Annotated in this window: 7 protein-coding genes and 4 tRNA genes; 6 read left to right on the top strand and 5 right to left on the bottom strand. The window is 59.2% G+C overall.

Features of this window, described 5'->3' with window-relative positions:
* Window positions 1–139: 139 nt before the first annotated feature.
* Genes M2367_RS16625 through M2367_RS16635 form a run of 3 tightly spaced genes read right to left on the bottom strand, consistent with a single transcriptional unit; the run spans window position 140 to window position 4,930 of the window.
* Window positions 140–3,220: a multidrug efflux RND transporter permease subunit gene (locus M2367_RS16625; RefSeq protein ID WP_042043939.1), complete on the bottom strand. Its 3,081-nt coding sequence runs from the start codon at window positions 3,218–3,220 to the stop codon at window positions 140–142.
* Between the two features lie 15 nt (window positions 3,221–3,235).
* Window positions 3,236–4,342 (bottom strand): efflux RND transporter periplasmic adaptor subunit, encoded by a 1,107-nt coding sequence (locus tag M2367_RS16630; protein WP_259237311.1) that lies wholly within the window; start codon window positions 4,340–4,342, stop codon window positions 3,236–3,238.
* Window positions 4,343–4,366: 24 nt separating this feature from the next.
* Entirely contained in the window at window positions 4,367–4,930 is a 564-nt protein-coding gene (locus tag M2367_RS16635; protein ID WP_042043935.1) for a TetR/AcrR family transcriptional regulator, read from the bottom strand.
* Between the two features lie 235 nt (window positions 4,931–5,165).
* On the opposite strand from M2367_RS16635, the gene M2367_RS16640 reads away from it, so the two are divergent.
* From M2367_RS16640 to M2367_RS16655, 4 genes are all read left to right on the top strand, one after another.
* A tRNA-Arg gene (locus M2367_RS16640) sits at window positions 5,166–5,242 on the top strand.
* A gap of 48 nt (window positions 5,243–5,290) precedes the next feature.
* Window positions 5,291–5,366 (top strand) — tRNA-His (locus tag M2367_RS16645).
* A 32-nt stretch (window positions 5,367–5,398) separates the two neighbouring features.
* Window positions 5,399–5,483 (top strand) — tRNA-Leu (locus M2367_RS16650).
* A gap of 58 nt (window positions 5,484–5,541) precedes the next feature.
* A tRNA-Pro gene (locus M2367_RS16655) sits at window positions 5,542–5,618 on the top strand.
* 85 nt (window positions 5,619–5,703) lie between these two features.
* Here M2367_RS16655 and pyk read toward each other — a convergent pair.
* Together pyk and M2367_RS16665 are read right to left on the bottom strand one after the other, a co-directional pair.
* Window positions 5,704–7,155, bottom strand: coding sequence for a pyruvate kinase (gene pyk / locus M2367_RS16660; RefSeq protein WP_042043934.1), 1,452 nt, complete (start codon window positions 7,153–7,155; stop codon window positions 5,704–5,706).
* Window positions 7,156–7,238: 83 nt separating this feature from the next.
* On the bottom strand, window positions 7,239–8,576 hold the full coding sequence (locus M2367_RS16665) for an MFS transporter (RefSeq protein ID WP_042041249.1): 1,338 nt from the start codon (window positions 8,574–8,576) through the stop codon (window positions 7,239–7,241).
* 372 nt (window positions 8,577–8,948) lie between these two features.
* On the opposite strand from M2367_RS16665, the gene M2367_RS16670 reads away from it, so the two are divergent.
* Together M2367_RS16670 and M2367_RS16675 are read left to right on the top strand one after the other, a co-directional pair.
* On the top strand, window positions 8,949–10,187 hold the full coding sequence (locus M2367_RS16670; RefSeq protein WP_224431668.1) for an ABC transporter substrate-binding protein: 1,239 nt from the start codon (window positions 8,949–8,951) through the stop codon (window positions 10,185–10,187).
* On the top strand, window positions 10,184–12,595 hold the full coding sequence (locus M2367_RS16675; RefSeq protein WP_259237312.1) for an ATP-binding protein: 2,412 nt from the start codon (window positions 10,184–10,186) through the stop codon (window positions 12,593–12,595). The genes M2367_RS16670 and M2367_RS16675 overlap by 4 nt, the downstream gene beginning before the upstream one ends.
* Window positions 12,596–12,605 lie beyond the last annotated feature (10 nt).

A 12,605-nucleotide genomic window follows, 5' to 3' on the forward strand; every position in this document is an offset into this window, starting at 1 on the left:
GCGGGTGGCCGTTTTTATGGGGGATGGTCGGGGATGACCCTGAGCGGCACTTATTGTTGAAGACCCTGCATTGAAGGCTCAACTCCCGCCCAGAAAAAAGGCCCCTCGCGGGGCCTTTTCATTCATATGGAGCAGGGGATCAGTGACCGCCCTGTGCCTTGGGAGGGACTGACTCGTCGAACTCCTTGAGCGGCTCATGCTTGGACGCCAGGAAGGTGTAGATAACCGGCAGTACGAACAGCGTGAACAGGGTGCCGATGGCCAGACCGGCGACGATGACGATACCGATACTGAAGCGCTGGGCTGCACCAGCACCGGCGGCGTACAGCAGCGGGATCAGACCCGCTATCATGGCCGCCGTGGTCATCAGTATGGGGCGCAGTCGCACCTTGGCTGCCTGCATCACCGCTTCCATACGGTTCCTGCCGTGCAGCAGCTGTTCTTCTTTGGCTACCTCACAGATCAGGATGCCGTGCTTGGTGATCAAACCAACGAGGGTGATCAAGCCCACCTGGGAGTAGATGTTCATGGTCGCCAGACCCCAAGCCAGGGCGATCAAGGCGCCACTGATGGCCAGGGGAACCGATACCATGATCACCAACGGGTCACGGACGGATTCGAACTGGATGGCCAGCACCAGGAAGATGATGGCCAGTGCCAGCGCGAAGGTGGCATAGAGCGCATTGCCTTCGGTGACAAACTGACGCGCCTCGCCCATGAAATCGTAACGATAGCCCTGGGGCAGGGTGGAGGCCGCTTCCGTTTCTAACCAGCCGATCGCATCACCCATGGCAACACCCGGGGTAGGCACTGCACCTATGGTCGCCGAGTTGAGCTGGTTGAAGTGGGGCAGGGCGCGTGGCTCACCGACCACATCTATGGTGATCAGACTGCCAAGGGGCACTGAGCGGCCATCGGCGGCGCGAACATAGTAGCCCTTCATCGACTCGGGGTTGAGGCGGTACTTGCGTTCCACCTGCGGGATCACTTCATAGGAGCGGCCATCCAGATCGATACGGTTGACGTAGCCATCCGCCATCATGGTGCCCATGGTGACGCCTATGTCCTGCATGGTGATGCCGTAGGCACCCGCCTTGTCCTTGTCGATGCTGATCTTCATGGTGGCAGAGTCGTAGTTCAGATCGAGATCCGAGTAGACAAACTGACCACTGGCCTGAGCGGCAGCCAGCACTTCGCTCGCCACGATGAACAGGCTCTCGAAGCTGTTCGGTGTGGTGATGACGAACTGGATCGGCAAGCCACTGGACGCACCTGGCAGTTCGGGGAACTGGAAGGTGGTGATGGACATGCCTGGCACATTTTTGACAATGGCTCCGACTCGATCCAGCACCTCTTTCTGACTGGCTTCCCGCTCGCTCCAGGGTTTCATGGAGGCGATACCGAACGCCTGGTTGGCATTGAACAGGCCGGAGAAGACCTGGGAGTAGGCGATCTCGGGCTGATCATCCAGCACCTTGTTCACCTCCGCCATGGTGTTTTCGATGTAGTCCAGGTTGGCGTTCGAGGGCGCCGTACCCAGCACCGCCATGACCCCTTTATCTTCGGAGGGGGCCAGTTCGCTCGGGATGAACTTGAACAGCAATGGCAGACTGCCAAAGACGATGACCGCGAAGACGATGACCACGATGCGTTTTTGCATCACGGCATGGAGCATACGGTCGTAGCGATCCGTCATGCGCTCGAGCAGATGATGCACAGTGCTCTCGAATTTGCTCGGTTTGGCATTGGCCTTGAGCATCACGGAACACATCATGGGGGAGAGGGTCAGGGCGATGATGCCCGACACGAACACGGCCCCCGCCAGGGTCAGCGCAAATTCCTTGAACAGCGAGCCGGTGATGCCGCCCATCAGTGCGATAGGGGCATACACGGCCGCCAGGGTCAGGGTCATGGCGATGACGGGCACGGCTATCTCCCGGGTGCCTATGATGGCGGCCCGGAAGGGCTCCTCACCCTCCTTGATATGCCTGTCCACGTTCTCCAGCACCACGATGGCGTCATCCACCACCAGACCGATGGCGAGCACCATGGCAAGCAGCGTCATGAGGTTGATGGAGAAGCCAAAGATGTCCATCACCATCACGACCCCGATAAGGCTCAAAGGGATGGTAATGATGGGGATGATAACGGCACGGAACGAGCCCAGGAACAGGGTGATCACCACCAGTACGATGGCCGCCGCCTCGATGATGGTCTTGATAACCTCGTGGATCGATTCATTGATGGCCACGGTCGAGTCATAGAGGACGTTCATCTCCATGGTGCTCGGCATGTTGCGTTTGAGGCTTGGCAGCATCGCCAGCACATCGTGGGCAATGTTGATCGGGTTGGCGGTCGGGGAGGCGTTGACGGCCATGACCACGGCTTCGCGGCCGTTGGCGGTGGCACGATAGATGTCGTGGCTCTTCTCCAGACTGACTTTGGCGATGTCGGACAGACGGATCACCTTGCCTTCCCGGGTCGATACAACCAGTCGCTCCAGTTCGGCAGTATTGGTGACCTGAGTCTTGGCATCCCCGTTGAACAGCATGAAATAGCCGGTGGACTGACCGGTTGCCGACTGATAGTTGTTGCTGTTGAGCACCGTCATCACGTCAGTTGCGGTCAGGTCGAAGGCGGCCATCTTGGCCGGATCCAGCCAGACGCGCAGGGCAAACTCGGTACCGCCATACAGATCCACTTTGGAGACGCCGCCCACAGTGAACAGCTGGGGTTTGACGACCCGCTCCAGGTAGTCGGTGATCTGGCTGGAGTTCAGCTCAGGACTGGTGACACCCAGATAGAGCACCGCCGTGGTCGACCCTGTGGAGGAGGTGACCGAAGGGTCTTCCGACTCTTTGGGTAGCTGGGAACGTACCGAGTTCACCTTGGCCAGTATGTCTGACAGCGCGGCGTTCGGGTCGGTATTCAACTTCATGAATGCCGTCACGGTCGAGCTGCCCAGCTGGCTGGACGAGGTCATGAAGTCGATGTTATCGGCCTGGGCTATCGCCTGTTCCAGGGGTTGGGTGATGAAACCCTGGATCAGATCCGAGCTGGCGCCGTAGTAGCTGGTGTTGACCGTGATGACGGTATTGATCACCTCGGGGTATTCGCGCACCTGCATCTTGAAGATGGCCTGGAAGCCGAGCAAGGCGATCAGAAAACTGATCGAGATTGCCAGCACGGGCCGCTTTATGAATATGTCAGTAAATCGCATTACAGATCTCCGCGCTTACAGCATCGGGGCTTGTGCCGGGACGGCCAGGGCATCGTTTTTCTCAACTTTGACCTTGGTGTCGTTACTCAATCGCACCTGTCCAGACAGCACCACTTCATCACCGGCCTTGATGCCGCTCAGGATATGGGCGTCATTGCCGCGGCGCTCGCCAACCTTGACCACATGTTGGGTGACACGTTTGACGCCGTCCTTCTCCTGGATGACGTAGACGTTCTGGCCATAGAGGGTGAAGGTGATGGCATTTTGGGGCAGCACGACCTGGTCTTTGATGGTGGGCAGCACAATGCTGGCGCGGGCAAACATGCCGGAGCGCAGTTTACCGCCATTGTTCGGGATGTCCGCCTGGACCTGGATCAGACCGCTCTGATAGTTGACCGCTGGCTCGATGGCGCTGATCTTGCCGCTGAACTCGGTTTGCGGGTAAGCATCCACGCTGATCTTGATGGTCTGGCCCAGGGATATCTTGGAGATATCGGTCTGGGGCACGGTAAAGCGCAGACGCATCACGCTGATATCTTCCAGACGCACTATGTCGGTACCCGGTTCCATGTACTGGCCGAGGAAGACATTACGCAGACCGACGACACCCGCGAAAGGCGCGCGTACTTCCCGGCGGGCTATGGTCGCCTTCAGACTCTCAATATCGGCCTCCAGGGAGCGATAACTGGCTTCGGCATCATCGAGCTGGTCACGGGAGATGGAGTTCTTCGTATAGAGGTTCTTGTAGCGCTCGAACTTGGCTCGGGCGGCAGGCAGTCTGGCGGTGGAGGAGCGCAGGTTGGCTCTCTCAACACTGGAGTCCAGGCTGATCAGCAGTCGATCGGCGGTGACGGCCATGCCTGATTCGAAGGCGATCTTGTCTATGGTACCCGCCAGCTCGGTCGACAGCGTGACCCCCTGGTTTGGTTCGACGAAGCCAATTGCCTCTATGGTCGGGACCCAGTCCTGGGGCTTGATAACCATGGAGGTGACAGGGAATTCGGGCTCTGGCCTGTTGGCCATGAACTCGGCGATCTTCTTCTGCTTGAACATATTGAAGCCGATAACACTGCCAAACAGGGCCAGCGCGATCAGCAACATGATGGCCATCCACTTTTTCATGAACAGATTCCTGATAGAGAAGTTTTAGGGTTGTAATATGGCTTGCCAACTGGCACGTATCACGGCTTCCTGCTGTGTATCGGTCAGGGTCAACTTATGCCCCCTGCATTGTTGTAGCAAGAGGGCAACACTGTCCAGGCTGAGGGATTGCAGCACCCTCAGCGGTAAATCGATAAACAGTCCTGTTATACGACCTCGCTCAAAAAACCGATCTAATGGTTCCCATAGCGCCATGATGACGGGGTCGCGTTCCAGTTCCGAGGCCAAAGGTGAGCACTCATACTGCAGTTTGCAGATGATGGCATTCGGGTCGGACGTAAAAATGTGATGAATATTGAGCCACAACTGTCGGTATTGCTCGAAAGATGTCTCTTCTATATTCACGTCATTCAGTATCTGCTCACGGCACCCCATGATGGTGTGCCGATAAAGCTGGCGGATCAAATCTTCCTTGTCGCTAAAATAACGATAAATAGTTCCAGTTGCTACCTTCGCTTGCTTGGCGACCATGGCAATAGAGAGCCCATGGAAGCCCTGCTCGGCGAGAATATCGTGTGCAGCATCGAAGATGCGCTCTTTCTTGTTCATGGTCCTTGGGATACCACTGAATGAACGTTCATTCATTTTAGGGGCATGTGAGGGCAAGTCAAGGAGACAGAAGCAGTAGAAACAGGGGATCCTGGTGCCAAACCAGGCCTAATGGCTGATTAGTTGTTACAAACGCTGCCAAGTGATTGAAAAAACAGCACTTGAGTTAATGAAATAAAAAAAGAGTAGACAAGCAGGCTCAGGTAATGAATAATTCGCCCCGTTCGACAGCGTGGCGCCCGTAGCTCAGCTGGATAGAGCGCTGCCCTCCGGAGGCAGAGGTCACAGGTTCGAATCCTGTCGGGCGCACCATCAAACGTGCGCTGATTAGCGGGCGTGTTGTGGAACAAAACAGCTGTGGTGGCTGTAGCTCAGTTGGTAGAGTCCCGGATTGTGATTCCGGTTGTCGTGGGTTCGAGCCCCATCAGCCACCCCATTTAAGCTGTAGAGTGACAGTTAGTTCGGTATGCGAAGGTGGCGGAATTGGTAGACGCGCTAGCTTCAGGTGTTAGTGCCTTAGGGTGTGAGGGTTCGAGTCCCTCTCTTCGCACCATACTGACTGTAAGCAAAGGATGACAAAGTCGTTTTTTGTGTGGCAGTACAAAATTTCTCGGTGATTAGCGCAGCCCGGTAGCGCATCTGGTTTGGGACCAGAGGGTCAAAGGTTCGAATCCTTTATCACCGACCATCTTTAGAAAAACCCCGCTTCGGCGGGGTTTTTGCATTCTGGATCCTGCGATTCGGCCCTCTCTGTTCAGAGCCAGGCCTCACCATCAGCAGGCAAACGCCACAGGATCAGTGCTCAGGGGCACCAGGCGACAGACATCCTCATGACCATATCCCTCCAAGGCATCAAGTTGGCTGATCAACAGAGAGTCGAGCCCGGTCAGCTGGTTGGCCTGGCGCAAGGTGGCGATCAGGTGGTCATGGCGACTATCTGTCTGCGTCTGTTCGAAGTAGATGGGACGCACGCCACGCAGCATGGCCATCTGATTGAGCAAGGGCCTATCGCTGGAGAGGGCCCAGAGCGGGTTGTCGAGATGGGTGCGGGAGAGGGCGATGACGGCAGCGCCCTGGCGGGTCAGCACGGCAATACCGCACCCCTTGTTCTGTCCGAAGGCGGAGATCATGGCAGCCAACGCCATGCCGTGGCCGGGTTGCTCCTGTGAGCCGATCTTCTGCCAGAGTGGCTGCCCGAATAGCGCCTCCTGCTCTGCACCGAGGGCGATGCGGGCCATGGCCTCAACGGCTTCAACCGGATAACTGCCTGCGGCAGATTCCGCCGAAAGCATCACGGCGTCGGTACCGTCCATGACCGCATTGGCGACATCCAGCACCTCGGCCCGGGTTGGCATGGGGTTGGTTATCATGGACTCCATCATCTGGGTCGCCGTGATCACCGGGCGGCCAAGCAGGCGACAGCGCTGGATCAGTCTCTTCTGGACGCCGGGCAGTCTGGCGTCGCCTATCTCGACGCCCAGATCCCCTCTGGCCACCATGATGATGTCGGCGGCGCGGATGACGTCATCCATGGCCTCGACGGAGGCGACCACCTCGGCCCGCTCCACCTTGGCAACGATGGCGGCCCTGCTGCCGGTGGCCCGGATCAATTGCCGCGCCTCCTGCAAGTCTGCCGCACTGCGCGGGAAGGAGATGGCGACGAAGTCGGCGCCCAGCTGGTGCGCCGTCACGATGTCCAGCTTGTCTTTCTCAGTCAGGGCCGGTGCGCTCAGGCCGCCCCCCAGCACGTTGATCCCCTTGCGATTGGACAAGACGCCCCCGATCAATACTCGGGTGTATACCCGGTTCTTTGCAATGTGCTCCACCTTGAACTGCAGGCGGCCATCGTCGAGCAGCAATATGTTGTCGACCCTGACCTCATTGACCAGTTCGGGGTAATCGAGGCCGACGCGCTCCTGGTTGCCCTGCGCGGGATCCAGACTGGCATCCAGAATGAAACCATCCCCCGGCAGCAGCCGTATGCTGCCCTCTGCGAAGCTGGCGATCCGGATCTTGGGGCCTTGCAGATCGGCCAGTATGCCGATGTGCACCCCGAGCCGGGTCGCAACCTCGCGGATCCGCCGGGCGAGTTGCTGATGCTGTTCACTGGTGCCATGGGAGAAGTTGAGTCGAAACACATTGGCTCCCGCCAGGATCAATTTTTCCACCATCTCCCTGGAGGAGCTGGCCGGGCCTAGGGTAGCGATAATCTTGGTTTTACGCATGGGGTGGGCTCTCTGTCTGGGGGCGTGACATAAAAAAGGTGGTCAAGAGACCACCTTTTTTATTGGGTTCATTTGCGTGATGGTCAGTAGTTGACGACTTTTTTGGCTTTCCACACCGTCAGGGCGAGCAACATGGAGATGACCGAAGCACCAAGCCAGAAGTACTGGGCACTGCTGAAGTCGTAGTGAGTGACCCCGTCGACCACGCTGGTCTTGATGAGGGCGGCGGAGACCAGCTCCTGGCCGGAGGCGGCGATGTAGGAGCAGAGGCCGATGAAGCCTTTCACGGCGCCGACGGCGGTCTTGGGCATCAGGTCACAGGCAGTCAGACCGGCCAGGAACACCACCAGACCACCGATGGAGTAACCGATCAGGGAGAGGGCGACGGCGTCCATCATGCGGCTCTGGGGGCCCCAGAACATCAGGCACATACCGGCGATGTTGGCCAAGCCGTACAGCAGGGTCGGGATGTGGCGGTTGGAGTTGAATACCTTGTCGGAGATGACCCCGGCCAGGATGGCGCCGACGAAACCGGCGATGGGGTAGGCGGACATGGCAAAGCCGGCATCGATCAGGCTGTATCCCTTCTGCTCTTGCAGATAGAGCACGGCCCAGGAGCTCATGGCGTAGCGGGACATGTACATGAAGGCACAGGCGGCGGCGATGAGCCAGACGGTCGGCTGCTTGAGGATGAACATCTGGGCGCGGCGGATCTCGGCCGGCTCGACTTTCTTGGCGATCTCCGGCTCTTCACCGAAGGCGACGGCAGGCTCGGGCAGGGCATAAGTCTGCGGGCGGTCCTTCAGGGCCAGGAACATGAAGATGGCGGCGATCCCGGAGGCAATACCGGCCCCGATGAAGCCCGCTTGCCAGCCGAAGTAGCTGACGACGGTCGCGGTCAGTATCCAGGAGATGCCTTCACCTATATTGCGGGAGCCGCCCCAGATGGAGTAGACGGATCCACGCTGTTTGGGGGAGAACCACTGGAAGATGGAGACGCAGGAGGGCGCCGAGCCGATGGACTGGAACCAGCCGTTCAGGCCCCACATCAGCACCAGGAAGAAGGTGGCCGTGTTCATGCCCATGAAGATGGTACAGACGGCGGAGGCGCCCAGGGCGACCGACATGAAGCGGCCTATGTTGGCGTAATCCGACAGGAAGCCATTGGAGAACTTGCCGACCGCGTAGGTGAACAGGAAGGCCGAACCGATGACACCCAGTTCATCCAGGGTGACGATCCCGGCATCCAGCAACGGTTTCTTGACCACGTTAAGGCTCATGCGAACCACATAAAACATGGCGTAGCCCAGTACCAGGCCCAGGAATACCTGCCACTGATACTTGCGATAGATGGATCTTATCTTGTCCGGCGAGGCGTCCATGACCGGAAGGTCGGCTCGCGTCTTGAAGAAGTTGAACATGGTACTCTCCGTGAATAATTGGGTACTAAAGTGCAGAGATGCTCTGCTGTAGTGCAGAGATGTTCTGCCATAGTGCAAAGTTGCTCTGCCGTCCTTGGCATAGTAGGTAGGGATAACAGGGGTCAGCAAAGCCGAGAATTTGGGTCAGAGATGACTCAACTGACTGATTTGATGAGTCATAAATGACATCTTCCGGCTGGTTCGATCTGGGGGGATCACCGAAAATGAGAGGGATGAATGGGGGGGAATGAGTCAGGAGTGGCTCATGCCACCGACCACGAATATTTCACCATGTTCCGGATCTTTGAGCTGTCGCACAAAATCCGTTCACCACAGGATGCGTCCCCCCTTATGCAGAGCCCTTGCCGACCGTTGTTCATACTCACTATCGCCTGCTGGCTGTGCAGCGCTGGGGTTCAGGCGGCAGCGCTGACCGTGCTGACCTCTTTCTCGGAGAGCCCGACTCAGGCCATGGTGGAGGGATTTACCCAGCGTCATCCCGAGGTCAAGATTGAGGTTATCTACCGACGCACCCTCTCGGCCCAGCGGCTGCTGAGCCAGTGGGATGGCGCCCCTGTCGACATGGTGCTCTCCTCCTCCCCCACCTTCTTCCACTCTCTGGACAAGGCGGGCCTGCTCGCCCGCTTGCCCGTGCACACCCAGCCTCCCGCCTGGTTGAGTCCGCATATTCTCGGCCTGGACGGCAAGGTGGCCGTGGTCGGTTATTCCGGGATCGGCATCATGTATAACAGGCGCTATCTCGAGAAATACCGGCTGCCGGTCCCGCACGACTGGCAGAGTCTGGCGGATCCGGTGTTCATGGGGCATGTGATGATGAGTTCTCCCTCCCAGTCCGGCACGACTCATATGATGGTGGAGAGCATCTTGCAGCAATATGGCTGGCAGCAGGGCTGGGCCATCCTGATGCAGATCGGCGGCAATCTCTCCGCTATCACGGCGCGCAGCTTCGGGGTCAGTGATGGCATCAGCCGTGGCCTGGCAGGGGCGGGGCTGGTCATAGAGAGCTATGCCCGCACCAGTCAGGCGCACTTCGACTACATAGGTTTCACCCCCCTGCGTCAGGGCGCGATACTACCGACCTACCTGGCGGTGATGCAGGGCAGCCAACAGTCGGCGTTGGCGGGTCAGTTCATCGACTTCCTGCTCTCCGCCGAGGGACAGGCCGTGGTCGGTACTTCCGAGATGGCGAAGGTGACACTCACCGAACCGCAACTGGCGCAGCAGACGGACTTCGTGCTCGACAAGGAGTTGCTCTATCGCCGTGCCAGTCTGCTAAAAGTGCTGTTCGAGCAGACCATCACCCAGCAACTGCCCAGCTTGCGGCTGACCTGGCGAGGCATCGACGAAGCCGATGGGAACGGGAGCGGCAGAAGGGCCGCCCTGATCGCGCAGGCCAGGGTGCGGGCCAGTACACCGCCGCTTACCGAACAACAGGCGCAGGATCCGGCACTGCTGGCGCTGTTTGACGATTTCTACGAAGGGGACAAGGCGAGCCCGCAGGCGGAGCGCATGCTGCATCAATGGCGTCAACTCACCCAGGACAACCTGAATGCGGCCATGGCGCTGGTCGAACAGGCGGCGCAGCCATGAGGGGGAGAGGCTGGTGGCTGCGCTGGCCCAGCACCCTGGGACGGCGGCTCACCCTGGCCTTCATCGCCATCACGATACTGACCCTTGGCATGGGGGTTACCGCTTATGTGATGTGGGACAGGCTCGGTCGCCAGGTCGGGATGATCGTCGAGGAGAACCTGCCGGCTATCGACGGGGCCTACCAGTTGGAGCGCGCCAGCTCGCGCCTGCTGTTGCAGCTGGCCCAGCTCAGGGACACGGGGGATCTGGGTGACTATCAGCGCCTCTCCCGTCAGGTATCGACGACCTTGCAGGAGATGCGCCAGGCCTCCCTCGCCAGTTCCCCTGACCACAAGGAAACCCCGAGCCAACGTCAGACCTTCGCCGAGTTGGGGGGGCAGGTAGAGCGTCATGCGGACTACCTGCGTCAGCAGCTGGATCATCAGGCCACACTGGCACAGATACAAAAACGCAGCGCCTGGCTGCATCAGGATCTGGTGGATGAGGTGGCCCCTCTGCTGCAAGAGGTGGAGTGGCACCTGACGGCGATGGTCGAGGACAAGAAGCAACAGGGCACCCTGGGGGAGATCATCAAGGAGTTCTCTACCCTGCAGGATCTCACCTTCAAGGAGAATGAGCTGCAGAGCCTGGTGGAGGAGGTGATCAGCCAACGCTATCAACAGGATCTGGAGAGCGCCTTCCTGTTCATTGGCTACAAGATTGCAGAGATAAACACCCTGACGGCCCGTCTCGCCGATTACCCCTCGACGGTGAGTTATCGTCAGATCCTCAAAGAGATAGTGACCCTGGTCAAACCCGGCGGCCAGCTGCAACGGCTGCTAGGGGAGGATGTGCGCACCCAGCAACAGCTCATCGCATTAGGTCCCCTGCTCGATCGCTCCGTCTCCCGCTACCATGCCAGGGTGAGCCTGCTGGTCACCGATGCCAACCATGCCCTGCGTACCCTGGCGCAGGACAGCAGTCGTCAGGTGGCAACCGGCAAGCGGGTGATCCTGGTGGTACTGGGTACCTCGGTGCTGATCAGTGGCTTCGTACTGGTGGTATTGATCGGACGGCGGCTGATCCAGCGCCTCGATATCCTCAGCCAGGATCTGGCCGGGGTGGCGGCCGGCCAACTGGATCAGCCCATCAAGACGATGGGGCGTGATGAAATAGGGCGGCTGGGGGAGAGCCTGCGCAGCTTCTGCGAGCAGTTGCAGCAGATGGAGAGAACCAATGCCCTTAATCTCATCAACAATACCCAGGCCAGTCTGATCACCTGTTATCCGGATGGCACCATAGAGTCGGTCAACCCCAGTGCGCTGGCCCTGTTTCAGCAGACAGCCATCGAGCCGGAGCAGCCGCTCTGGCAAGTGTTCCCCGGGGAGGCGGGCGCCCAACTGGCGGCACAATTCCAGCCCGATCAGCCCTTGCTGCAGACCGGCAGCAGTGAGTGCACCCTCTCGGCCGAGCTGGCGGGAGAGCTGCGCTTCCTCCATTTCAATTTCCGCCGCTTCGAACAGGCCAGGAGGCCAAAGTTCATCATCACCATCACGGATGTGACCCGCCAGGAGCTGACGGCCCGTGAGTTGGGGCGGCTGGTGGCGGAGCGCACCCTGGCGCTGACCGAGAATAACCAGCGGCTGGCCGAGGAGGTGACCCAGCGGGAGCAGGCGCAGCGCCATTTGCTGCAAACCCAGGATGAGCTGATCCAGGCCGCCAAGATGGCGGTGGTGGGTCAGGCCATGACCAGCCTGGCCCACGAACTCAATCAACCCCTGTCCGCCATGATGACCTACCTCTATACCAGTCGGGTGAAGCTGGCGGCCAAGGAGGGTCAGGGGCTGGGCGAAGAGTTGGACAAGATAGAGCGGCTGGCCCAGCGCATGAGCCGCATCATCACGGCGCTGCGCAATTTTGCCCGCAAGTCGCCAACAACCAGTGCTTTGTGCCGCCTAGACTTGCATGAACTGGCAGAGCAATCCTTGCTGCTGGTGGAGAACAGGGCCAAGCGTGATGGCTGTCGTTTGTCCAATGAGCTGCCCGCCGATCTCTGGATCCAGGCCGACCCGGGTCTGGTGGAGCAGGTACTGGTCAATCTGTTGGTGAATGCGCTGGATGCCATCGCTGGCCGGGAGCGACGGGAGATCAACCTGTTTGCGATCGAATTGGGGGGCGGGCGGCTGGGCATTGCGATCTGCGACAGTGGTCCCGGCTTCGACGAGGCCATGTTGCCCAAGCTGTTCACCCCCTTCACCACCAGCAAAGCGGTGGGGCTGGGATTGGGGCTGACCATCTGCCGCTCCTTGCTGGAACGTTGCCATGGTCAAGTCTGGTTGGGCTCTGCCCTGTCCGGGGGTGCTATGGTGGTGCTGGAATTTGTTGCCGATAAGGCCGATGTGTCCACGGGCGCCGACGGCCATGCATGACGGAGTATTG

Origin of the sequence: Aeromonas sp. BIGb0445 (genome assembly GCF_024809075.1) — a bacterium.
Lineage (GTDB): Bacteria > Pseudomonadota > Gammaproteobacteria > Enterobacterales > Aeromonadaceae > Aeromonas > Aeromonas rivuli.